This is a genomic window from Paenirhodobacter huangdaonensis (assembly GCF_004022465.1).
Lineage (GTDB): Bacteria > Pseudomonadota > Alphaproteobacteria > Rhodobacterales > Rhodobacteraceae > Rhodobacter > Rhodobacter huangdaonensis.
Genome location: NZ_SAVA01000006.1, coordinates 100,378 through 121,004, shown reverse-complemented (window position 1 = coordinate 121,004; position 20,627 = coordinate 100,378). Strand labels below are relative to the sequence as shown.

The 20,627-nt window shown below is 68.6% G+C and carries 23 protein-coding genes; 9 read left to right on the top strand and 14 right to left on the bottom strand.

Translation table 11 applies throughout. The annotated features are described in order from the left end of the window. The first annotated feature begins 111 nt into the window (after positions 1 to 111). Positions 112 to 2,130 carry a M3 family metallopeptidase gene (locus EOW66_RS11585; RefSeq protein ID WP_128156506.1) on the top strand — a complete coding sequence of 673 codons (2,019 nt, stop codon included), beginning with the start codon at positions 112 to 114 and terminating at the stop codon, positions 2,128 to 2,130. Positions 2,131 to 2,197: 67 nt separating this feature from the next. On the opposite strand, the gene EOW66_RS11580 is transcribed toward EOW66_RS11585, so the two are convergent. Together EOW66_RS11580 and EOW66_RS11575 are read right to left on the bottom strand one after the other, a co-directional pair. Further along, positions 2,198 to 3,094 (bottom strand): cation diffusion facilitator family transporter, encoded by an 897-nt coding sequence (locus EOW66_RS11580; protein WP_113899766.1) that lies wholly within the window; start codon positions 3,092 to 3,094, stop codon positions 2,198 to 2,200. Between the two features lie 52 nt (positions 3,095 to 3,146). Continuing rightward, positions 3,147 to 3,713: an SH3 domain-containing protein gene (locus EOW66_RS11575; RefSeq protein WP_164881103.1), complete on the bottom strand. Its 567-nt coding sequence runs from the start codon at positions 3,711 to 3,713 to the stop codon at positions 3,147 to 3,149. 176 nt (positions 3,714 to 3,889) lie between these two features. Between EOW66_RS11575 and EOW66_RS11570 the strand changes: the two genes are divergently transcribed. Both EOW66_RS11570 and EOW66_RS11565 read left to right on the top strand, forming a co-directional pair. Beyond that, positions 3,890 to 4,882, top strand: coding sequence for a 2-hydroxyacid dehydrogenase (locus EOW66_RS11570; protein ID WP_113899764.1), 993 nt, complete (start codon positions 3,890 to 3,892; stop codon positions 4,880 to 4,882). A 175-nt stretch (positions 4,883 to 5,057) separates the two neighbouring features. Further along, positions 5,058 to 7,559 (top strand): GcvT family protein, encoded by a 2,502-nt coding sequence (locus EOW66_RS11565; RefSeq protein WP_128156505.1) that lies wholly within the window; start codon positions 5,058 to 5,060, stop codon positions 7,557 to 7,559. A 161-nt stretch (positions 7,560 to 7,720) separates the two neighbouring features. Here EOW66_RS11565 and EOW66_RS11560 read toward each other — a convergent pair whose 3' ends face one another. The 5 genes from EOW66_RS11560 to EOW66_RS11540 form a co-directional block, all read right to left on the bottom strand. Then, positions 7,721 to 8,554, bottom strand: a complete 834-nt coding sequence (locus tag EOW66_RS11560) for a GH25 family lysozyme (RefSeq protein ID WP_128156504.1) — start codon at positions 8,552 to 8,554, stop codon at positions 7,721 to 7,723. Positions 8,555 to 8,649: 95 nt separating this feature from the next. Next, a complete protein-coding gene (locus EOW66_RS11555) occupies positions 8,650 to 9,159 on the bottom strand; it encodes a hypothetical protein (protein ID WP_128156503.1) in 510 nt (169 codons plus the stop codon). Between the two features lie 91 nt (positions 9,160 to 9,250). Then, positions 9,251 to 9,592: a carboxymuconolactone decarboxylase family protein gene (locus EOW66_RS11550; RefSeq protein ID WP_128156502.1), complete on the bottom strand. Its 342-nt coding sequence runs from the start codon at positions 9,590 to 9,592 to the stop codon at positions 9,251 to 9,253. A gap of 153 nt (positions 9,593 to 9,745) precedes the next feature. Next, a complete protein-coding gene (locus EOW66_RS11545) occupies positions 9,746 to 10,435 on the bottom strand; it encodes an EI24 domain-containing protein (protein ID WP_128156501.1) in 690 nt (229 codons plus the stop codon). Continuing rightward, positions 10,432 to 11,037 (bottom strand): nitroreductase family protein, encoded by a 606-nt coding sequence (locus EOW66_RS11540; RefSeq protein WP_128156500.1) that lies wholly within the window; start codon positions 11,035 to 11,037, stop codon positions 10,432 to 10,434. The genes EOW66_RS11545 and EOW66_RS11540 overlap by 4 nt, the downstream gene beginning before the upstream one ends. 101 nt (positions 11,038 to 11,138) lie before the next feature. Here EOW66_RS11540 and EOW66_RS11535 point away from each other — a divergent pair, with 101 nt between their 5' ends. After that, positions 11,139 to 11,387, top strand: coding sequence for a DUF167 domain-containing protein (locus EOW66_RS11535; RefSeq protein WP_128156499.1), 249 nt, complete (start codon positions 11,139 to 11,141; stop codon positions 11,385 to 11,387). 146 nt (positions 11,388 to 11,533) lie between these two features. On the opposite strand, the gene EOW66_RS11530 is transcribed toward EOW66_RS11535, so the two are convergent. After that, positions 11,534 to 11,794, bottom strand: coding sequence for a hypothetical protein (locus EOW66_RS11530; protein ID WP_113899756.1), 261 nt, complete (start codon positions 11,792 to 11,794; stop codon positions 11,534 to 11,536). Positions 11,795 to 11,935: 141 nt separating this feature from the next. Between EOW66_RS11530 and EOW66_RS11525 the strand changes: the two genes are divergently transcribed. The 3 genes from EOW66_RS11525 to EOW66_RS11515 all read left to right on the top strand — a co-directional run bounded on the left by EOW66_RS11525 (position 11,936) and on the right by EOW66_RS11515 (position 13,371). Then, positions 11,936 to 12,682 (top strand): M48 family metallopeptidase, encoded by a 747-nt coding sequence (locus EOW66_RS11525; RefSeq protein ID WP_128156498.1) that lies wholly within the window; start codon positions 11,936 to 11,938, stop codon positions 12,680 to 12,682. Positions 12,683 to 12,783: 101 nt separating this feature from the next. Next, complete coding sequence (locus EOW66_RS20505) at positions 12,784 to 13,095, top strand: DUF6455 family protein (RefSeq protein WP_206363695.1); 312 nt, start codon at positions 12,784 to 12,786, stop codon at positions 13,093 to 13,095. A 15-nt stretch (positions 13,096 to 13,110) separates the two neighbouring features. Next, positions 13,111 to 13,371 (top strand): DUF6455 family protein, encoded by a 261-nt coding sequence (locus EOW66_RS11515; RefSeq protein WP_128156497.1) that lies wholly within the window; start codon positions 13,111 to 13,113, stop codon positions 13,369 to 13,371. Between the two features lie 4 nt (positions 13,372 to 13,375). Here the strand turns inward: EOW66_RS11515 and EOW66_RS11510 are convergent, their stop codons facing one another. Both EOW66_RS11510 and mce read right to left on the bottom strand, forming a co-directional pair. Further along, complete coding sequence (locus tag EOW66_RS11510; protein ID WP_128156496.1) at positions 13,376 to 13,645, bottom strand: DUF1467 family protein; 270 nt, start codon at positions 13,643 to 13,645, stop codon at positions 13,376 to 13,378. After that, entirely contained in the window at positions 13,645 to 14,049 is a 405-nt protein-coding gene (gene mce, locus EOW66_RS11505) for a methylmalonyl-CoA epimerase (protein WP_113899752.1), read from the bottom strand. Before mce ends, EOW66_RS11510 begins: the two co-directional genes overlap by 1 nt. A gap of 138 nt (positions 14,050 to 14,187) precedes the next feature. Here mce and EOW66_RS11500 point away from each other — a divergent pair, with 138 nt between their 5' ends. Continuing rightward, entirely contained in the window at positions 14,188 to 14,895 is a 708-nt protein-coding gene (locus EOW66_RS11500) for a response regulator (RefSeq protein ID WP_239017571.1), read from the top strand. A gap of 5 nt (positions 14,896 to 14,900) precedes the next feature. On the opposite strand, the gene EOW66_RS11495 is transcribed toward EOW66_RS11500, so the two are convergent. Next, a complete protein-coding gene (locus EOW66_RS11495; protein WP_128156494.1) occupies positions 14,901 to 15,623 on the bottom strand; it encodes a GNAT family N-acetyltransferase in 723 nt (240 codons plus the stop codon). 143 nt (positions 15,624 to 15,766) lie between these two features. On the opposite strand from EOW66_RS11495, the gene EOW66_RS20815 reads away from it, so the two are divergent. Further along, positions 15,767 to 15,901, top strand: a complete 135-nt coding sequence (locus EOW66_RS20815; RefSeq protein WP_275402044.1) for a hypothetical protein — start codon at positions 15,767 to 15,769, stop codon at positions 15,899 to 15,901. A 2-nt stretch (positions 15,902 to 15,903) separates the two neighbouring features. Here the strand turns inward: EOW66_RS20815 and EOW66_RS11490 are convergent, their stop codons facing one another. The 3 genes from EOW66_RS11490 to aspS form a co-directional block, all read right to left on the bottom strand. Next, positions 15,904 to 17,181, bottom strand: coding sequence for a DUF1501 domain-containing protein (locus tag EOW66_RS11490; protein ID WP_128156493.1), 1,278 nt, complete (start codon positions 17,179 to 17,181; stop codon positions 15,904 to 15,906). A 4-nt stretch (positions 17,182 to 17,185) separates the two neighbouring features. Continuing rightward, positions 17,186 to 18,553, bottom strand: a complete 1,368-nt coding sequence (locus EOW66_RS11485) for a DUF1800 domain-containing protein (protein WP_128156492.1) — start codon at positions 18,551 to 18,553, stop codon at positions 17,186 to 17,188. Positions 18,554 to 18,672: 119 nt separating this feature from the next. Continuing rightward, positions 18,673 to 20,451 carry an aspartate--tRNA ligase gene (gene aspS, locus EOW66_RS11480; RefSeq protein ID WP_128156491.1) on the bottom strand — a complete coding sequence of 593 codons (1,779 nt, stop codon included), beginning with the start codon at positions 20,449 to 20,451 and terminating at the stop codon, positions 18,673 to 18,675. Positions 20,452 to 20,627: the final 176 nt, after the last annotated feature.

The following is a 20,627-nucleotide window of genomic DNA, read 5'->3' as shown; positions in this document are numbered from 1 at the left end:
GCCCGGAGGCTTTTTCTTGGCAAAAATACTCCGGGGTGCGGGGCAGCGCCCCGCTCCGGCCCTTTTCCTTGGCGCCCCGCACGCCTAGCTTGAGCGCAAAGGAGACATGCGATGACCAATCCGCTTCTGGCCGGCTGGACCGGCCCGTTCGAGCTTCCCCCCTTCGCCGAGATCCGCGACGCGGATTTCGCCCCAGCCTTCGAGGCGGCGCTGACCGAGGCGCGCGCGCATATCGCGGCGATCGCCGAGACCGCCGAGGCGCCGAGCTTTGCCAACACGATCGAGGCGATGGAGCTGGCCGAGGGGCTGCTCGACCGGGTGGCGGGGGTGTTCTACAACCTCGCCGGCGCCGACAGCACGCCCGCGCGCGAGGCGCTGATGCGCGATCTGGCGCCGAAGATGGCGGCCTTCGCCTCCGAGGTGACGATGAACCGGCCGCTGTTCGCCCGCGTCGCGGCGCTGTGGCAGGGGCGCGCGGCGCTTGACCTGACGGCCGAGCAGGCACGGGTGCTCGAGCTCTATTACAAGATGTTCATCCGCTCGGGTGCGGCGCTCGAGGGCGCGGCGGCGGCGCGGATGAGTGCGGTGAAGGAGCGCCTTGCGGTGCTCTCGACCGCTTTCTCGCAGAACCTGCTCGCCGACGAGCGCGACTGGTTCCGCCCGCTCGCCGAGGAAGACCTCGAGGGTCTGCCCGCGTTCGTCGTCGAGGCGGCGCGCGAGGCCGGGCGCGAGCGCGGCGCCGGGGGGCCGGTGCTCACCCTCAACCGCTCGCTGATCGTGCCCTTCCTGCAGTTCAGCCCGCGCCGCGAGCTGCGCGAGCTCGCCTATGAGGCCTGGACCGCGCGCGGCGCGAATGGCGGGCCGACCGACAACCGCGCGAACGCGGCCGAGATTCTCGCGCTGCGCGAGGAGCGGGCGAAGCTTCTGGGCTATCCGAGCTTTGCCGCCTACAAGCTCGAGCCCGAGATGGCAAAGACCCCCGAGCATGTCCGCGACCTGCTGATGCGGGTCTGGGCACCGGCGAAGGCGCGCGCCGAGGCCGATGCCGAGATCCTCACCCGGATGATGCATGCCGACGGTCTCAACGGCACGTTCGAGCCTTGGGACTGGCGCTATTACTCGGAAAAGCGCCGCGTCGCCGAGCATGACTTCGATGAGGCCGCGCTGAAACCCTATCTCTCGCTCGAGGCGATGATCGGCGCGGTCTTCGACTGTGCGCACCGCCTCTTCGGGCTCGAGTTCCGCGAACTCGACGGCCCGTTCTACCACCCCGACGTGCGGGGCTGGGAGGTGACGCGCGCGGGCCGGCATGTGGCGGTCTTCCTCGGCGACTATTTCGCCCGCGGCTCGAAGCGCTCGGGCGCCTGGTGCTCGGCGATGCGCAGCCAGAAGAAGCTGGGCGGCGAGACCCATCCGATCGTCGTCAACGTGTGCAACTTCACCAAGGGGTCGCCGGCGCTGCTGAGCCATGACGACGCCCGCACGCTGTTCCACGAATTCGGCCATGCGCTGCACCAGATGCTCAGCGACGTGACCTATCAGTTCGTCTCGGGCACCTCGGTGGCGCGCGATTTCGTCGAGCTGCCGAGCCAGCTGAACGAGCATTGGCTCGACGTGCCCGAGGTGCTCGAGAAACACGCGCGCCACTGGCAGACGGGCGCACCGATGCCGAAGGCGCTGCGCGACAAGCTGCTGGCGGCGGGCACCTACGATCAGGGCTTCTCGACCGTCGAATACATCGCCTCGGCGCTCGTCGATCTCGAGTTCCATGACGGCGCCGCCCCGGCCGATCCGATGGCGAAACAGGCCGAGGTGCTGGCCGCGATCGGCCTGCCGCATGCGATCCGGATGCGCCACGCGACGCCGCATTTCAGCCATGTGTTCTCGGGCGACGGCTATTCCTCGGGCTATTACAGCTACATGTGGTCCGAGGTGATGGACGCCGATGCCTTCGCCGCCTTCGAAGAGACCGGCAATCCCTTCGATCCGGAGACCGCGAAGCGGCTCGAGGCCTGCATCCTGTCGAAGGGCGGCTCGCGCCCGGCCGATGAGGAATGGCTTGATTTCCGCGGCAAGATGCCCGGGGTCGAGGCATTGCTGAAGGGGCGCGGGCTTCTGGACGTGGCCTGAGCGCCGCGTTCCCTTTGATCTTGACTGAAATACCTCGGGGGGCCGCGCCCCCCGGGGCCTGCCCCTCTCAGCGCCGCTTGTCGCGCAGCCAGGGGTCCATGTGGATGATCACGTCGGCCTGCGGATAGGCCTCGATGATCGCGCGCTTCAGGCTGGCGGCGATCTCGTGTGCGGCCATCAGCGACTGCTCGGGGTCAAGCTCGATATGCAGCTGCACGAAGAGCTTCGCCCCGGCGGTGCGGGTCTTCAGGTCGTGGAAGCCGCGCACGCCGGGCCAGATCTGCGCGATCTCGGCGATGCTCTCGACCACCTCGTGCGGGGCCGAGCGGTCCATCAGCGCGTGCCAGCCCTCGACGCCGATCTTCGCCGCGCCGCGCAGCATGATCAGCGCAGCGAGGATCGCCACCACGCTGTCGACGCGCGACCAGCCGAACTGCGCCGACAGGATCAGCGCGAGGATTGCGCCGAGCGTCGGCATCAGGTCGCCCACGTAATGCAGCATGTCGGCGGCGACGACCTTGTTGCCGGTGCGTTTCGCGACGCGCGCCTGCCAGCCGACGAGGAAGAGCGTGACCACCGCCGAGACCGACATCACCGCGATGCCCGCGCCCTCGGCGGCGAGCGCGTGCGGCTCGGGCGTCACCAGCCGGTGGCCGGCCGCCCACAGGATCGCGCAGCCCGAGCCGAAGACGAAGATCGCCTGACCGAGCGAGGTCAGATCCTCGACCGAGGTATGGCCGAAGGCGTGGTCCTCGTCGGCAGGGCGGGCGGCATAGACGATGGCGCCAAGCCCGGCGAGCGAGATCAGCAGGTCCATCGCGCTGTCGGCAAGCGAGGCGGCGATCGACAGCGCCCCCGTCGCCCACAGCGCCCAGAGCTTGAGCACGACGAGTGCGGCCGCGACACCGACCGAGGCAAGCCCGGCCGAGAGGTTCAGGCGTTGCTGATCTTCACTATAGGACATGGCACCGGTCCTGAGTCGTTTTCGGGCCCCGTCCGTATCGCGTCAGGGCGGGCTAGTCACGGATTTCCTTGGGGTCGACGCCCCAGATCTTGGTCTTTGGCACCCAGCCGTCGGCATCGCCGGCACTGATCTCGCACCAATCGATCGTGCAGTCGCCAAGCTTGGCGATGGCGCCGGTTTCGGCAAGGGCCACCACCGCGGATTTCTCGTCGCCGCGGGCATGGAGCTGGGTCATGTCCTCCTCGACGATCACCGTGCGCACCCCCGACAGCATCGCGTAATGCACCCAGCCCCCGGCCCCGTCGCGGTCCTCGACCCGGCGCCAGTGGCCGAATTCGGCGGTGATGCGCAGCGGCATGCCGGCATGCTTGAACACCCAGTCGATGCGGTGGCTGAGCGAGGGGCCGCGGCGCGCGTTGCCCTCCGAGCCCTTCAGCGAGACATAGCGCGGCAGCGGCAGGTTGGTCACCGGCCCGCGCCCATTCTGCGCCGCAACGGCAAGCGAAACATCGAGATCCGAGGGCGGGGGAGAATCGTCTTCCTCCTCCTGTGCCAGTGCTGCGCCGGTCAGCGCCAGCGCCAGAACCAGCGCCATCATCGTGCTCTTGCCTGCCCGCATCGTCCTGCCCACCCGGGACGCCCCGCCGCATCGGTCCTGACGCAACGGCCGCGCAATAAAATTGCGCTAACATCCACTTTTATGCCATATCTGCTCTGCCGGGGCCTTGTGCCTTGCCCCGTTGAAGGCCACTTTGCACCCAAGCAGAGGCGTTTGGAAGAGAGGAGAGTCCAGTCATGCCCGCACCGCGACTGACTGTTGTCGTGACGCGACGGTTGCCCGAGGTCGTCGAGACCCGGATGAAGGAGTTGTTCGACGTCGAGCTGCGCGAGAGCGATGCGCCGATGACCCGCGAGGAGCTGGTCGCGGCGATGATGCGCGCCGATGTCCTCGTCCCGACCCTCAGCGACACGATCGACGCCAACATGCTGGCCCGCGCCAGCGCCGGCCAGAAGCTGAAGCTGATCGCCAATTACGGCGCCGGTGTCGATCATATCGACGTGAGCTCGGCGCGCCAGCGCGGCGTCCTCGTCTCGAACACCCCGGGCGTGGTGACCGAGGACACCGCCGATGTGGTGATGGCGCTGATCCTCTCGGTCACCCGGCGCCTGCCCGAGGGCTTTCAGGCGATGCAGACCGCGAGCTGGAAGGGCTGGGCGCCGAATGCCTTCCTTGGCGGCCGGATCGGCGGCAAGCGGCTTGGCATCCTCGGCATGGGGCGGATCGGTCAGGCAGTGGCGAAGCGCGCCCGCGCCTTCGGCATGCAGATCCACTACCACAACCGCCGCCGGCTGCGCCCCGAGATCGAGGCGCCGCTCGAGGCGACCTGGTGGGAAAGCCTCGACCAGATGGTGGCGCGGATGGATGTGATCTCGGTCAACTGCCCGCACACGCCCTCGACCTTCCACCTGCTGAACGCGCGCCGGCTGAAGATGCTGAAACCGACGGCGGTGGTGGTGAATACCTCGCGCGGCGAGGTGATCGACGAGAATGCGCTCGTTCGCGGGCTGAGGGCGGGCGAGATTGCCGGCGCCGGGCTCGACGTGTTCGAATATGGCGCCGAGTTCAACCCCGAGCTGCGCAACCTGCCGAACGTGGTGCTGTTGCCGCATATGGGCTCGGCCACGGTCGAGGGCCGCGCCGAGATGGGCGAGAAGGTGATCATCAACATCAAGACCTTTGCCGACGGGCACCGGCCGCCGGATCTGGTGGTGCCGGGCATGGTCTGACACGCAGGAAGGCCCGGGGCGAAGTTCCGGGCCTTCTTCATTCCGTCCGTCCGGGACGGGACGGCGCGGCTGCGTCCGTCGTGCATGTCGCTTTTCGCCCGCAAGCGTCGGGTGGAACGCCCCGAGCCTGCGTCAAACTGTCAGAACTGAGGGCAGGACCTCTAAGGAATCGCCCATGAAAACCCATGTCAAAGCTTTGGTCGTCGGCGGTGGCGCCGTCGGCGTGTCGATTGCCTATCATCTGGCGAAGGCCGGCTGGGAGACGATGCTTGTCGAACGCGACGAGCTCACCTCGGGCTCGACCTGGCACGCTGCGGGCCTGCTGCCGCTCTTCAACATGAGCTACGCCACCACCCATATCCACAAGTACTCGGTCGACTTCTACAAGACGCTCGAGGCGGAAACCGGGCTGAACGCGGGCTTCGCCATCGTCGGCAACCTGCGCATGGCGCAGACCCAGGAGCGCATGGACGAATACATGCTCTACTCCTCGGTCGCCGAGACCGCGGGCGTCTATCACGAGTTCCTCAGCCCGAAGGAGATGAAGGAGCGCTGGCCGCTGATGCGCTGCGACGACCTCGTGGGCGCGCTCTTCCACCCGCAGGACGGCTACATCAACCCCGCCGACGTGACCCAGGCGATGGCCAAGGGCGCGCGCCAGCGCGGCGTCGAGATCAACCGCAAGCTGCAGGTGAACAGCTATTTCTGGACCGGCGACGAATGGATCGTCACGCTCGAGAAGATGGTCGAGAAGGGCGGCATGCTGGTCGGCTCGGGCGAACTCGTCGAGGTGCGCGCCGAGCATGTGGTGACCGCGACCGGCAACCACGCGCAGCGCACCGCCCGGCTTCTGGGCATCAAGATCCCGGCGATCCCGGTCGAGCACCAGTATGTGGTGACCGAGCCCGACCCGGCGCTGGTCGCCTGGCGCGCTGCGGGCAACCCCGAACACCCGGTGCTGCGCGATTCCGACGCGCTGTGGTATGTGCGCGAGGAACGCGGCGGCTGGATCCTCGGCCCCTACGAGCGCAACGCCCCCGCGCGCTTCCTCTATGACGTGCCGGACAGCTTCCGCGCCGACCTGTTCCAGCTCGACCTCGAGCGGATCGAGAACGAATATATGTCCTTCATCCACCGCCTGCCGTCCTCCGAGACGGTGGGGCTCAAGGACGATTTCAACGGCCCGATCTGCTACACCCCCGACGGCAACCCGCTGGTCGGCCCGGCGCCGGGGCTGCGCAACATGTGGCTGGCCGAGGGCTTCAGCTTCGGCATCACCGCGGCGGGCGGCACCGGCCATTACCTGGCCCAGCTGATGACCCAGGGCGAGGCCGAGATCGACATGGCCAGCCTCGATCCGAAGCGCTACGGCAGCTGGATGACCACCGAATATGCGGCGCGCAAGAACGAGGAATGCTACGAGCACGTCTTCATCCTGCACCACCCCGACGAGGAACGCACGGCCTGCCGGCCGCTGCGCACCGCGCCGAACTATGACGCGCAGAAGGCGCTTGGCGCGCAGTTCGGCCAGGTGAACGGCTGGGAGCGGCCGAACTACTATGGCCCGCTCGACGCGCCGGCAAGCTTCGACCATGACAGCCGCAGCTTCCGTCGCGGCGGCTGGTGGCAATATGCCAAGGCCGAGGCCGCGGCGCTGCGCGAGACTGCCGGCCTGATCGACGCCACCGCCTTCACCAAGCACCTCGTGCGCGGCCCGGGCGCCACCGCCTTCCTCGACGCCTTCACCTGCAACAAGCTGCCGAAGGTTGGCCGCATCAACCTGACCTATGCGCTGACCGAGGCCGGCACCACCCGCACCGAATATACTATCGTGCGGCTCGCGGAGAACGAATACTATCTCGTCTCGGCCGGGGCCTGGACCGCCTATGACGCCGACTTCCTGATGAAATCGGCCGAAGACTTCATGGCGGCCGGCGGCGGTCACCTCGACATCCACGACGTCACCACGCAATGGGGCGTCTTCGCGATCGCCGGCCCGACTGCGCGGGCGATCCTGAACGAGGTGGTGAAGGACGCGGTTCCCGAGACGGTGCTGTCGAACAAGCGCTTCCCCTGGCTCAGCTGGCGCAACATCGAGCTCGGCATGTGCCCGGTGCGCGCGGTGCGCGTGGCCTATACCGGCGAGCTTGGCTGGGAACTCCACCACCCGATCGAGATGAGCCGCTACCTGTGGAACCTGCTGCTCGAGGCGGGCGAGAAGCACGGGCTGAAGCTTGTCGGCGCGCGGGCTCAGAACTGGCTGCGCCAGGAAAAGAGCTATCGCGCCTTCGGCACCGAGCTTGGCCGCGACGCGACGCCGCTCGAGGCCGGTCTCGACCGCTTTGTCGATCTCGAGAAGGAGTTCCACGGCAAGGCGGCGATGCTCGATACCGGCATCCGCGCGAAATGCGTGACGCTGCTGATCGACGGGCCGGAGGATGCCGATCCCTGGGGCAAGGAGGCGATCCTGCTCGACGGCGAGAAGGTCGGGCGCCTGACCTCGGGCGGTTATTCGGTGGCCTTCGGCACGTCGATCGGCATGGGCTATGTCCGCCCCGATCTGGCTGAACCGGGCACGAGGCTGAAGGTGAAGATGCGCCTCGCCGAATGGGATGCCGTGGTGGCCGAGGACAGCCCGCACGACCCGTCGAATAGCCGCATCCGCGTCGATGGCTGAAACAGGGAGGGGGCGCTGCCCCCTCTTTTGCCTGACGGCAAAATTCACCCCCGGGATATTTGGAGCGATTGGAAGACGAGAGGTTTCCTGCTTCCAATTGCCTCAAATATCCCGGGGGTGAGGCCGAAGGCCGAGGGGGCAGCGCCCCCTTTCTCGTTCCCTCAGGACTGCCGGCGGGCGGACAGCCAGCGCGACCAGCTTTCGGGCGAGCCACCGAAAGCGTTGATGTCGACATTGCCGCCCACGCCCGGCACCACGCCGGTGCCGGTGTATTGCCAGAACGACCAGTCCTCGCCCGGATAGCGCTCGGACGGGTGGGCCGCCACGGTGCGCAGCCAGAACTCGGCGCCGTGCATCTGGCCGAGGTCGTTGTCGGCATAGAAGTCGGGGGTGGTATAGATCACCGGCAGCGTGCCGTAATGATCGCCCAGGAGGTTGACGAAGCGCGCCATCTCGCTGCGCACGGTCAGCGGGTCGGGCTTGCGCTTGCACGAGGACTGGTGATTCCACTCGATGTCGAGCACCGGCGGCAGGTCGCCCGGCACATGCGGCACGTTCTGCATGAACCACTTCGCCTGCTCTTCCGGAGTGCGGCAGAAGTAGTAGAAGTGATAGGCGCCGACCGGCACGCCGGCCGAACGCGCGCCGGGCGCATTCGTGACGAACCCCGGGTCGATGTGATCCCCGCCCTCGGTCGCCTTCAGCCAGGCGAAGCTGACGCCGGCATTGCGCGCGGTCGACCAGTCGATCACCCCCTGATAGCGCGCCGCGTCGATGCCATGCACCGAGTAAAGCGCCGGCACCAGCCCGTCCCATTCATGCGGCGCCGTGTCGCCGAAGCGCGACGGCAGGCCCGAGGCACTGAACGCCGCGGCATTCAGCTTGTCGGGTGCCATCAGCCGGCCCCGGCTCGGGCCGCTGTCGCGCCCGCCACCACAGGCGGTCAGCGCCACGGCCGACACGCCCATCATCATCCACGCAAGATACTGCCCCATCTGCGCCTCCGTTGTTTTTTGACAGAATCGCGCAAAAACGCCCGGCTGTCACGGGGGCAGCCGGGCGGGGGCAGCGGATTTTCGCGCGACGGTGCTCAGTTGCCGCGGCCGAAGTCGGCTGTGGTCAGCACGCCGTCGCGGTTGCGGTCGCGCATTGCGAACCAGCCATCGGTGCCGGCGACGAATTCATCGCGGGTGACGGTGCCGTCCTGATTCGCGTCTAACATCCGCAACCCGTCCTCGGCCGGGCGGGTCAGGCCCGGGCCCATGCCCTGGCCATTGCCGGGCCCCTTGCCGGGGCCACGGCCGGCGGGCGGGGTCATGCCGGCGGGCATCTGATGGCCGGGCCCCATGCCGGCCTCGAGCTGGGCAAGCTTGTGTTCGTCGATGCCCCTGATCTCGTCCTCCGAGTAGCGGCCGTTGCCGTCGGTGTCGAACATGTCGAAGATATTGCCACGCTGCTCGCGCGCCTCGGCGCGGGTGACCTGGCCGCTCCCGTCAAGATCCCACTGGGTCATGAACTGGTCCCCGGGGAGGATGGTCTGGGCCTGTGCGGCGCCGGCGAGGAGCGCGAGGGCGGCGGAGAGGGAGAGAAGGCGGTGCATGATCTGCGTCCTTTCATCAATCGCTTGATGGAGAAACGCGAAGGCCCGCAACTTCCGTCGCGGGCCCATCGAGTTTTCCGGGGCGGGGGGCTCAGGCCTTGGCGGCGAGCTCGTCCCAGCAACCAAGCGCATGGCCGGCATACATCACACCCGGGCCGCCGCCCATCTGGATCGCCATCGCCAGCACGTCGCCCAGCTCCTCGCGGGTGGCGCCGGCTTTCATCAGCGCCTCGGTGTGGAACATGATGCAGGGCTCGCAGCGCAGCACGACGGCCATGCCGAGGGCGACGAATTCCTTGGTCTTGAGATCGAGCTCGCCACTGTCCTTCACCGCCTTCGACAGCGTGCCGAAGCCCTGCATCGCGTCCGGGATCAGCTTGCTCATCACCCGCAGCTCGCCGCGCATGTCGTCGATTTTCACCTTGTAGCTCATGGGGATCTCCTGTTCACGTTCTGGCGTGCAGGTGCCATGGCCGCGGTCGGCCGGCCTTGATTTGCATCAATCATCTGCGAATTTCGGAATGTGTTGCCGGCTGACGCCGCGTCGCAGCAGATGCCACGGCGCAGCGGTCAGAGGCGGCGGCGCTCAGCGCCGCGCGAGGCGGTGGAAGAGGTGGGTGAAGGCCGCGGCGCCGACCACCGGCACCACGAGGTTCAGGACCGGGATCGACAGTGGCAGCGCCATCAGCGCGCCGGTCGCCCAGACGGTGGCGCGGTTGCGCTCGTAAAGCGCGCGGGCCGCACCGCGGTCCATCCGCCGCAGCGCGGCCATCTGGAAATACTCGCGCCCGAGCAGATAGCCGTTCATCCCGAAGAACAGCAGCGGCGCGAAGGGGATGACGAAGGGATAGATCATCAGCGCCAGCAGGTTGGCGACGACGATCACGCCGAAGAAGCGCACGGTATCGCCCAGCCCCTCGAGGAAGCTCAGCTTCCGCACCTCGGGCAGGTTCGGGTAATGCTCCTTTTCCACCAGTTCGGCCACATCCTCGAGGAAGAAGCCGGTGAAGGCCGAGGCGACCGGCACCATCAGGAACGTCGAGGCCAGCATCATCAGCCCGAGCGTCGCCCAGTCGGCGGCGGTGCGCAGCCAGGTGACGGTGCCGATCCAGGGCAGGGCGAGCGTGTCGGGCAGCACCCAGCCCATCACCCAAAGGAGCGCGAAATAGAGCGCGACGAAGAGGCCGAGCGAGAGCAACACGCCCAGGCCCACGATCTTCAGGGCGCCGGGGCGGAGCAGATCCTCCCAGCCCCGCAGAAAGACGGAAACGATCATGCGGAAACCCAGGTGACGGTGGTGGCAAGGTCGGGGCGCGGGCGCTCGGGCGGGGCCACCGTCTCGGTGCCGATATGGACATAGCCCGCGACCCATTCGCCGGGCGCAAGGTCCAGGGCGGGGCCGGCAAAGCCCGGATCATGCGCGACCCAGCCGGTGAGCCAGCCTGCGCCCCAGCCCGCGGCAAGCGCGGCATTCACCAGGCTGACGCCCAGGGCGCCGACCGACAGCGTCTGCTCGATGGCGGGGACCTTGTCGGTCGGGCGGGGCACGGCGACGATCGCTATGCACAGCGGGCTTTGCGCGAATTGTCCGACGCCCTTCGCGGCGTCGCGTTCGGGGATCGCATGGGCCTCGGCATAGGCGCCGGCGGCGGCGGCGAGCCGCTCGAGCGCAGGGCGTTCGAGCACGATCAGCCGCCAGGGCTCGAGCTTGCCGTGATCGGGCACGCGCAGCCCGGCGGTCAGGATCTCGGTCAGCGCGGCGCGGTCGGGCGCCGGGCCCGCCAGCGTCTTCGGCGGCCGCGAGCGGCGGGTGAGCAGGAAGCGCAGCGCCTCCTCGTTGCGCGTGGCGGGATTGACGGTGCCCGGGGCGATGTCCATCGCGGATCTCCTTCTGCTGCCTCCCCATATCGGCGCGGAAAATGCCGATTGCAACGCCGCGACGGACTTTTCCATGCGCCCGGGGACGGTTAGGAAGGGGGATGACCGATCTTGCCCATCTTGCCGTGCCCGGCACCGAAATCGCCCTGCGGGTGACGCCCAAGGCCTCGCGCAACGCGATCGTCGTGGCGGAAGACGGCCTGCGCGCCTATGTCACCGTCGTGCCCGAGGACGGCAAGGCGAATGCGGCGGTGGCAAAGCTGCTGGCAAAGGCGCTGGGCGTCGCCAAGACCCGGCTCACCCTCGTGCGCGGGCAGACCGCGCGCGACAAGGTGTTCCGGCTCGACTGAGACGAAGGGGGCGCTGCCCCCTCGGCCTGCGGCCTCACCCCCGGGATATTTGGCTGCGATTGGAAGGGAGGGCGCCTCTTGCTTCCAATTGCCGCAAATATCCCGGGGGTGAATTTCGCGTCAGCGAAAGAGGGGGCAGCGCCCCCTCACTTTTTCTCGGTCTTCTCGGTTGCGCGCAGCCGGTAGACGCCTTCGGGCAGGTTCAGCGCCGCGGCAAGCTCGCGCAGCTGGGCATGCGAGAAGACGATGCGATGCACGGCCTCGGTCTGGTCGTCGACCTGCTCGAGCACCACGCAATCCTCGAAGGACTGGATGGTGATGTCTTCCTGCAGGTAGTCGCGCGGATCGTCGCCCTCGTCGACGAGGGTGATCACGGTGGCGTCGAATTCGTGCTCGATGGTGAACATGGCGCCATGCTAGCGCGCCGGACCGCGGCGGGGAAGGGCAAACATTTCGGTGATGGCGCCGCATGGGCTTTGCGCCGGCCGCGGTGATGGCTAATGTGAGGCGGTTGGCGTGCCGCGGGGCGCGCCTGTCGGGCCCTGATCATGCTGCATTCCCTTGGCCGTCCGCTGGCGGCGCTTCTCGCGATCCTGACATTGGCGGCCTGCGAGGCGCCGCAGCCGGTCGCGACACGCCCGGCCCCGGTTGCCGCGATCGCGGCGCCGGCGCCGCCGCGGCTGACCGCGCGCGAGGCGGCCTCGAATTTCATCGCCGTGGCCGAGGCGATGGAGCCGCGGATCGAGGCGGAATGCCGCGCCCGCACCCGTGGCAGCCGCGATTGCGACTATCGCATCATGGTCGACGACCGGCCCGACCGCTCGCCCAATGCCTTCCAGACGGTGGACAAGGCGGGGCATCCGGTCGTCGCCTTCAACCTTGCGCTGATCGCCGAGGCCCGCAATGCCGACGAGCTCGCCTTCGTCATGGGGCACGAGGCGGCGCATCACATCCTCGGCCACCTGCAGTCGAAAAGCGAGGATGCTGCGGCGGGGGCGATGATCCTCGGGGTGCTCGCCGCCGCCTCGGGCGCGGATGCGACGCAGATCTCGCATGCGCAGGACATTGGCGCCACCGTCGGCAGCCGGGCCTATTCCAAGGATTACGAGCTGCAAGCCGACCGGCTTGGCACGATCATCACCTGGGACGCGGGCTATGACCCGCTGAAGGGGGCGCAGTTCTTCGCCCGCATCCCCGATCCGGGCGACGTGTTCCTTGGTTCGCACCCGGCGAATGCGCTGCGCGTCGACGTGGTGCGCGAGACCGTGGCGGAGCTGCGCAGCGGCCGGATCTGAGCTGCGCACGCCGGGCCGCCGGGCAAGGCTTGATCTGAATCATGGCGCTGCGCCGGGCTTTCCGGCACCGTCCGGACGATCCAGCCGGAAGGGGAAAGCCGATGTTCGGAGCGAAGACTCTCAACCGCCACGCCGCTCTGGTGAACCGCATGGCCCAGGTTCTGGGCATCGATCTGACCGAGGCGATGAGCCGGGGCAAACTCTCCGGCGAGGACTGGCGCGAGGCGGTGGTGCGCTGCACCGGCTGCACGGCGCCCGAGGCCTGCACGGTCTGGCTGTCCGAGCGCCCCGCCCCCGAGGATGCCGAGGGGGTCGCGGCTGCGGCTGCCCCGCATTACTGCAACAACCGGCTGATGCTGGCGCGGCTGCGCGATGCGCTCGGGGATGGCGACGGGGCGGTTGCCGCCGAGTGAGCGAGGGAGGTGCGGATGGGAATTCAGGGAGGGCTCGATCTGCATTTCTGGATCACCCGCGGCATGGCCCGCCGGATGGGGGTGAACCTGAGCGCGGCGATGCAGGAGGGGCGGTTGAGCCAGGCTGAGCTTGCGCGCATGGTCGAGCGCTGCCGCGACTGCCCGGGGGCGCAGGGGTGCCTCGATTTCCTGTCGGAGCGCGACGGTCCGACGGCGGCGGTGCCGGACTGGTGCTGTCACACCGCGGTGCTGAGCCGGCTGCGCGCCGGGCGCTGAGCGCTCAGCGCCCGAGCCGGCCGAACCAGTCGAGATCGGCGATCGAGACCACGCCCGACAGGATCACCGCCGCGATCGCGGCCCAGATCGGCACCGCGATCAGCGTGGTGATCTTTGCCTTGCGGCCGATCTGCGCATCGGCCGGGGCAGAAGGGGGCGTGCCGGGCACGACCTCGCCCGCCTCCTCCTGGCTGCGGAAGTGCACGGGCAGCACCACGAAGAACACCATGAACCAGATCACGGCGAAAAGGACGATGCCGCCGGTGAGGTTCATCAGACCTGTTCCAGCTCGATCAGGCAGCCGTTGAAGTCCTTCGGATGCAGGAACAGCACGGGTTTGCCATGCGCGCCGATCTTCGGCTCGCCGGTGCCCAGAACGCGCGCCCCGGTGGCCTTCAGCGTGTCGCGCGCGGCAAGGATATCCTCGACCTCGAAGCACATGTGGTGGATGCCGCCCGAGGGGTTCTTGTCGAGGAAGCCCTGGATCGGGGAATTCTCGCCGAGCGGATAGAGCAGCTCGATCTTGGTGTTCGGCAGTTCGATGAACACCACGGTGACGCCGTGGTCGGGTTCGTCCTGCGGCGGGTTCACCTTCGCGCCGAGGGTGTCACGGTATTTCGCCGCCGCCGCCTCGAGGTCGGGCACGGCAATGGCGACATGGTTCAGACGTCCGATCATGGCTTCCTCCGTTCGGTTTCCTTGGGCATAGGGGGGCGCGGGGCTTCGTGCAAGCGTCGCGTGGCGGGCTTAACCGGCCGTTAGGCGAAATCGGCTCTAGTGGGCGGACCCGCGATTCCTCTGCCAGGGATGACGCCGATGCCCGACGCCATGAGCCCCAGCCTGCCTGCCGGCCCGCCCACCTGGCTGCGCCCGCTGTTCGGGCTGACCGTGCTGGTGGTCGAGGACAGCCGCTTCGTCTCGGAGGCGCTGCGGCTGATGTGCGTGCGCTCGGGCGCGCGCATCCGCCGCGCCGATTGTCTGCGCGCGGCGCGGCGCCATCTGCAGACCTATCGCCCGGCGGTGCTGATCGTCGATATCGGCCTGCCCGACGGTTCGGGGGCCGGGCTGATCGCCGAGGCGAAGGCGCTGCCGCAACCGGTGCCGGCGGTGCTGGGGCTCTCGGGCGATCCGGCGCGCGCGGCCGAGGCGCTCGGCGCCGGTGCCGACGCCTTCCTGCCGAAGCCGGTCGAGAGCCTCGCGCGGTTCCAGCAGGCGGTGCTCTGCGTGCTGCCGGCCGAGGTGCGGCGCGCGGCGCCGATGGCGCTCGAGGATGACACGATCACCCCCGATCCGCTGGCGCTGCGCGACGATCTGAGCCACGCGGCCGACGTGCTGGCGCGGCGTCGCGATGCGGCGGCGACCGGCTATGTCGCGCAATTCGTCGCGGGGCTTGCGCGGGCCTGCCATGACGAGGATCTCGAGACCGCGGCCGAGGCGGCGGCGGGGCAGTCGCCCTCGCGCGCTGCGCTTTCGCAGCTGTCCGGCCTCGTGCAGGCGCGGCTCGACCGTGCCGCGGTGTTCTGAGCCGGTCAGTCGGGCCGGGCCGCCAGCGCCGGGTCGGAGCTCACCCGCACCAGCCGCGTCAGATCCGTCAGCCGCTCGCGCTGCTGCCCCTCGGCGTCGAAATTCGTCGGGTCGAGCCAAGCCTCGAAGGCCGCAAGCAGCGCCGGCCAGTCGCCATCGGTCGCGGCGAACCAGGCGGTGTCGCGGTTGCGGCCCTTGACGATCGTCGCCTGTCGGAAGATGCCCTCGTAGCTCAGCCCCAGCCGTTCGGCGGCGCGGCGCGAGGGCAGGTTGAGCGCATCGCATTTCCACTCGAAGCGGCGATAGCCCGAGCCGAAGGCCCAGCTCATCAGCAGCACCATCGCCTCGGTCGCGGCGCGACTGCGCTGCAGCTGCGGCGAGAGGCAGATATGGCCAAGCTCGATCGTGCCGATCTCGGGGGCGATGCGCAGGAAGGCCATCACGCCGCCGGGCTGCCCGGTCTCGCGGTCGATCACGGTGAAGAAATACGGATCGTTCAGCGCCGCCATATCGGTCAGCCAGCGGATATAGCCCGCTTCCGAGGGGAACGGGCCATAGGGCAGGTAATCCCAGATCGCGTCATCGGCCGCATTGGCGCGGAACAGGGCGTGGGCGTGACGCTCCGCCAGCCGTTCGAGCCGGGCATAGCGGCCCTCGAGCAGCGTGGCATCGGGGGCGGGCGGTGCCTCCCAGTCCGGCAGCGGCGTGCCAAAGTGCTTCGTCGCCATGGTGTCCCCCGTTCGCTGGCTGTCGCGGTCACGCTAGCGTGCCGCGCCATCCTCCGCAATTGCCGCCAAAGGGTGCGAATGGCTCCCGATTCCTGCCGCAATCGGGCGCGACCTTGGCCCGGTCAACGACGGAGCCAGAGACGATGAAGGATCACGCCATCCGCCTGTTCACCGACGAGAGCCTGATCCGGGCGACGCATTGGGCGGTTTTCACCCTTGGTGCGCTGAGCCTGACGATCTCGGTCTGTGGCACGCTCTACACCGCCTTCTTCGCCTGAGATCAGGCGAGGAAGCGCGGGTCGGCGCCGAGGTCGAGCCCCGGGAAGATCGACTTTTCCAGGACGTCCACCGGCACGCCATACATGCCCCGCAGCGCCCAGCCGGCATAGGCGCGGATGTCCGCCGTCGGCATCAGGTCGCGCCCGGCATAGAGGTCGGCATCCGCGAGCCCCGGCCACTTGCCATAGACCTTGCGGCCCTTGAGCGCGCCCCCGGCCATCAGCATCGCGCCGCCGGTGCCGTGATCGGTGCCCTTGGTGCCGTTTTGCCGCGCGGTGCGGCCGAACTCCGTCATGCCGAGCACCAGCGTCTTGTCCCAGACCGGGCCGAGCTGCTGCCTGAGCGTGGTCACCATCGCTGCAAGCTGCGTCGCCGGGCCGCGGATCGCGGCCTCCTGGCCGCGGTGCGTGTCCCAGCCATTGAGCGAGAAGGCGGCGATCCGGGTCTCGCCGCGCAGCCGGCTTGCGGCGAAATCGGCGAGCGAGGCCGCCGCCCCGACCGCGCCCTTGAGCGGCGCGGGGGCCCCCGCGGCTCCGGGCGCCGCCATGCCGTCCGCCGGGGCCGCCATCATCGGCTCTGCCATCAGGTCAGGGCTGTCCGGGTCGGTCGTGCCGTCCTCGGCATTGTCGCCACCGTCGGTGATCTGCATCGCCTCGCTCGCGGCCTGCCGGAACAGCGGGTCGTCGTGATAGATCATGTCGAGCAGCGTCCGCCCCTGCGAGGACAGGATCAGCGAGGCGTCGGGCGCCCAGGACAGCGCCGCCGCGGTGCCGGACAGGATCTTCAGCTCGTCGTCGCCGACGGAATAGGCGGTCTCGGCGCGCGCGCCCGGCATCTGCTGCAACAGCCGGTTCAGCCAGCCGTCGCGCACCATCGACAGCGGCACGTCCATGCCGGTGCCGGCCTCGAGCATGTCCTGCCCGTCGAAATGGCTGCGCTTGTCGCGGTAGGGGGTGGAGACGGCATGGGCAAAGCCAAGCTCTCCCGTCTTCCACAGCGGCATCAGCTCGACCATCGCCGGGTGCAGCGCGAAGAAGCCGTCGAGATCGGTCGCGCCCTTGTCGGGGCCGACCGGGAAGTCGGGGCGCAGTTGCGCCAGCAGCGGGTCGCCATAGGGCTGCACGATATCGAGCCCGTCCATCGCGCCGCGCAGGATGATGACGACGAGGCGCTGCTCGCCGGGCACGGCGGCGAGGGTGACCGAACTCATGAACGGATGGGCGGCGACCGAGCAGCCGGCGATGGCCGCGCCCTGCAGGAAGAAGCGACGGGACAGCATGGCGTTATCTCCTGTTCATCTCGGCGGAGGCGAGAACGAGCGCGGCGGCCTCGGCGCGGCTTTCCGAGCGCGGCACGGCCTGGGCGACAAGGTCGCTCAGCCGCGGGCCGAGCGCGGCGCGGGCGAAATCGGCGGGCTCGGGCAGTTTCGCCTGCAACCCCGCCGGCGCTTTCAGCGCCCAGTTGATCCGCGCCGCAAGCTGCTGCGGCGAGATCCATTCCTCGGCCGCCTCGGGCCAGCCGTTCGGCGCCGGCGCACCCAGCCATCGCTGCCCCATGTCGCGCAGCGGCTTGAAGGCCTGGCGGCGGATCTGCGGCCCGTTGAAGGCCATCACGGCCTTGCCGTCGAAGCCCATCGCGCGAAACCCGGTGGCGATGTAATCGAAGGGCTGGCGCACCTTCCCGAAGCTCGCCCCCTGCGCTGCCGGGTGGGTCAGCAGCACCTCGTAGACCGGCATCAGCTGCCCCTTCGCGCCGAGATAGGCCTCGGACATCGCGCCGGTCAGGGCCGGATCTGGCTCGGGGCCGACGAAATGCACCGCGAGCTTGCTCGCAAGGTGGTGGCTGGTGTCGGGGTGCAGGGCGAGCGCGGTCAGCACCTGCTCGATATCCGAAAGCTTGGCCGGGTCGCCGCCATAGGCATGGCCGAGCACGGTCTCCGCGCCGGGTTCGGCGAAGTCGGGGGCAAAGGTCGTGCCCTCCTCGGCCATCACCCGCAGCCCGGTCAGCAACTCGGCAAGCTGGCGCACGTCATCCTGGCTGTAGCGGCCGCCGACGCCGAGCGTGTGCAGTTCCATCAGCTCGCGCGCGAGGTTCTCGTTCAGCCCGAGCTTGAGATCGGGGCGCTTCTTCGCGCGCTTCGAATCCGGCCCGAAAGAGGCGACCTGATCGAGGTAGATCAGCATCATCGGATGCAGCGTCGAGGCGCGCAGCAGGGCCGGGAAACTGCCGGTGATCTCGGGGCGCAGCGCCTCGCCATGGGCGGTGGCAAGCGGTGCCTCCGGCGCACGTTTCGCGCGCACGGTGAAATGGTTGCGCCAGAAGGCATGCAGCCGCTCGCGCATCCCGGTCGGGTCCTCGACGGCACGGGCGAGCGCGATCTGCAGCCCGCCGACATTGCTGCGGTCGATCGCCTGGCGCTGACGCTTGAAGTCCTCGGTGGCGCCCGGAACATTCTGTGCCTCGGCCTTGCGCAGGCGCAGGAACTCGTCGCGCATCTGCAGCGCCTCCTGCGTCGTCAGCCCGGGCCAGCGCTGTGCCAGCAGGTCCGGGCCGCGCAGTGCCGCCAGAATCTCGTCGGGGGAAGCCGGGGGTGTCTGCCGGGGCGCGAGCCCGAAGCCGAACCGCACCGGCGCCAGAGTCGAAAACTCCATCACCACCTCCTGGGGCTGTTTGCCCGATTGCGCCAGAAACGGGGGCAAAAGGAAAGGGCGCCGGAGAATTCCCCGGCGCCCTTCCGCTCAATCCGGCGTGAGCTGCGCGCGAAAGCGCCTTACGCCTCTCTGGGCAGCACCCGCAGGCGCAGTTCGCGCAGCTGCTCGTTGGTGGGCAGGCTCGGCGCGCCCATCATCAGGTCTTCGGCGCGCTGGTTCATCGGGAACATGATGACCTCGCGGATGTTCGACTCGTCGGCGAGCAACATCACCGCGCGGTCGATGCCCATGGCGCAGCCACCGTGGGGGGGGGCGCCGAAGCGGAAGGCCTTCGCCATGCCGCCAAAGCGCTTGTCGACCTCGGAGGCGGGGTAACCCGCGATCTCGAAGGCCTTGTACATGATCTCGAGGTCATGGTTGCGGATCGCGCCCGAGATCAGCTCGTAGCCGTTGCAGGCAAGGTCGTACTGATAGCCCAGAACGTCGAGCGGGTTGCCCTGCAGCGCCTCGAGACCGCCCTGCGGCATCGAGAACGGGTTGTGGCTGAAGTCGATCTTGCCGTCGTCGGTCTTCTCGTACATCGGGAAGTCGACGATCCAGCAGAAGCGGAACACGCCTTCCTCGGTCAGGCCAAGCTCGCGGCCGATCTCGTTGCGGGCCTTGCCGGCGACCGCCTCGAACTGCTCGGCCTTGCCGCCGAGGAAGAACACCGCATCGCCCTCGTTCAGCTCGAGCTGGGTGCGGATCGCCTCGGTGCGCTCGGCGCCAAGGGCCTTGGCGATCGGGCCGGCGGCCTCCATCGCACCGTCTTCGGCCTTGCGCCAGAAGATGTAGCCCATGCCGGGCAGGCCGTTCGCCTGGGCGAAGGCGTTCATCCGGTCGCAGAACTTGCGGCTGCCGCCGGTCGGTGCGGGAATCGCGCGGATCTCGGTGCCCTCGGTCTCGAGCAGCTTGGCGAAGATGCCAAAGCCCGAGTCGTGGAACTGGGCGCTGACATCGGCCATCTTGATCGGGTTGCGCAGGTCGGGCTTGTCCGAGCCGTACCACAGCAGCGCGTCCTTGTAGGCGATCTTCGGCCAGACCGGATCGACGGTCTTGCCGGTGCCGAATTCCTCGAACATGCCCTGCACCACCGGCTGCACCGTGGCGAAGACGTCTTCCTGCTCGATGAAGCTCATCTCGATGTCGAGCTGATAGAAGTCGGTCGGGCTGCGGTCGGCGCGCGGGTCCTCGTCGCGGAAGCAGGGGGCGATCTGGAAGTAGCGGTCAAAGCCCGCCACCATGATCAGCTGCTTGAACTGCTGCGGCGCCTGCGGCAGGGCGTAGAACTTGCCCGGGTGCAGGCGCGAGGGCACCAGGAAGTCGCGTGCGCCCTCGGGCGAGGAGGCGGTGATGATCGGGGTCTGGAACTCGTTGAAGCCCGCGTCCCACATCCGGTTGCGAAGCGAGCGCACGACGTTCGAGCGCAGGATCATCTTCTGGTGTAGGCTGTCGCGGCGCAAATCGAGGAAGCGATAGGCGAGGCGGGTTTCCTCGGGGTAGTCCTGTTCGCCGAACACCGGCAGCGGCAGCTCGTCGGCAGCACCGAGGACTTCCATCTCGCGGGCATAGACCTCGATCTCGCCGGTCGGGATCTTCGGGTTGATCAGCTCGGGGGCGCGCGGCTTCACCGTGCCGTCGATGCGGATCACCCATTCGGCGCGCACCTTCTCGAGCGCGGCGAAGGCGGGGCTGTCGCCGTCGCAGATGATCTGGGTGATGCCGTAATGGTCGCGCAGGTCGATGAACAGCACGCCCCCGTGATCTCGCACCCGGTGCACCCAGCCCGAGAGACGGACGGTTTCGCCGGCATTGGCGGCGGTGAGCGCGGCGCAGGTATGGCTGCGATAGGCGTGCATGAGGCTCCCCTTTCAACGGGCATGGCGGATTTGGGCCCGATCAACCGCGAAGGCGCGGCAAAGTCAAGCGCGAGCCGCATGACAGTGTGGCCTGATGGCCTGCACAGTCAGGTGAGCGGGCCTTTTCGGGCCCGGGTGCCAAAGATCGGCCGCATTCTCCGGGCAGACGCGGGGCA

Bases quoted from the DNA above. Each gene is read 5' to 3' on its own strand.
- EOW66_RS11565 (WP_128156505.1), top strand. From the start codon at position 5,058: ATGAAAACCCATGTCAAAGCTTTGGTCGTCGGCGGTGGCGCCGTCGGC.
- EOW66_RS11540 (WP_128156500.1), bottom strand. From the start codon at position 11,037: ATGGACATCGCCCCGGGCACCGTCAATCCCGCCACGCGCAACGAGGAG.
- EOW66_RS11530 (WP_113899756.1), bottom strand. From the start codon at position 11,794: ATGTTCACCATCGAGCACGAATTCGACGCCACCGTGATCACCCTCGTC.
- EOW66_RS11545 (WP_128156501.1), bottom strand. From the start codon at position 10,435: ATGATCGTTTCCGTCTTTCTGCGGGGCTGGGAGGATCTGCTCCGCCCC.
- EOW66_RS11575 (WP_164881103.1), bottom strand. From the start codon at position 3,713: ATGCGGGCAGGCAAGAGCACGATGATGGCGCTGGTTCTGGCGCTGGCG.
- EOW66_RS11510 (WP_128156496.1), bottom strand. From the start codon at position 13,645: ATGAACCTCACCGGCGGCATCGTCCTTTTCGCCGTGATCTGGTTCATG.
- EOW66_RS11535 (WP_128156499.1), top strand. From the start codon at position 11,139: ATGACCGATCTTGCCCATCTTGCCGTGCCCGGCACCGAAATCGCCCTG.
- EOW66_RS20815 (WP_275402044.1), top strand. From the start codon at position 15,767: ATGAAGGATCACGCCATCCGCCTGTTCACCGACGAGAGCCTGATCCGG.
- EOW66_RS11550 (WP_128156502.1), bottom strand. From the start codon at position 9,592: ATGAGCTACAAGGTGAAAATCGACGACATGCGCGGCGAGCTGCGGGTG.
- EOW66_RS11490 (WP_128156493.1), bottom strand. From the start codon at position 17,181: ATGCTGTCCCGTCGCTTCTTCCTGCAGGGCGCGGCCATCGCCGGCTGC.
- EOW66_RS11525 (WP_128156498.1), top strand. From the start codon at position 11,936: ATGCTGCATTCCCTTGGCCGTCCGCTGGCGGCGCTTCTCGCGATCCTG.
- EOW66_RS20505 (WP_206363695.1), top strand. From the start codon at position 12,784: ATGTTCGGAGCGAAGACTCTCAACCGCCACGCCGCTCTGGTGAACCGC.
- EOW66_RS11585 (WP_128156506.1), top strand. From the start codon at position 112: ATGACCAATCCGCTTCTGGCCGGCTGGACCGGCCCGTTCGAGCTTCCC.
- EOW66_RS11485 (WP_128156492.1), bottom strand. From the start codon at position 18,553: ATGGAGTTTTCGACTCTGGCGCCGGTGCGGTTCGGCTTCGGGCTCGCG.
- EOW66_RS11580 (WP_113899766.1), bottom strand. From the start codon at position 3,094: ATGTCCTATAGTGAAGATCAGCAACGCCTGAACCTCTCGGCCGGGCTT.
- EOW66_RS11515 (WP_128156497.1), top strand. From the start codon at position 13,111: ATGGGAATTCAGGGAGGGCTCGATCTGCATTTCTGGATCACCCGCGGC.
- aspS (WP_128156491.1), bottom strand. From the start codon at position 20,451: ATGCACGCCTATCGCAGCCATACCTGCGCCGCGCTCACCGCCGCCAAT.
- EOW66_RS11495 (WP_128156494.1), bottom strand. From the start codon at position 15,623: ATGGCGACGAAGCACTTTGGCACGCCGCTGCCGGACTGGGAGGCACCG.
- EOW66_RS11570 (WP_113899764.1), top strand. From the start codon at position 3,890: ATGCCCGCACCGCGACTGACTGTTGTCGTGACGCGACGGTTGCCCGAG.
- mce (WP_113899752.1), bottom strand. From the start codon at position 14,049: ATGATCGGACGTCTGAACCATGTCGCCATTGCCGTGCCCGACCTCGAG.
- EOW66_RS11560 (WP_128156504.1), bottom strand. From the start codon at position 8,554: ATGGGGCAGTATCTTGCGTGGATGATGATGGGCGTGTCGGCCGTGGCG.
- EOW66_RS11500 (WP_239017571.1), top strand. From the start codon at position 14,188: ATGCCCGACGCCATGAGCCCCAGCCTGCCTGCCGGCCCGCCCACCTGG.
- EOW66_RS11555 (WP_128156503.1), bottom strand. From the start codon at position 9,159: ATGCACCGCCTTCTCTCCCTCTCCGCCGCCCTCGCGCTCCTCGCCGGC.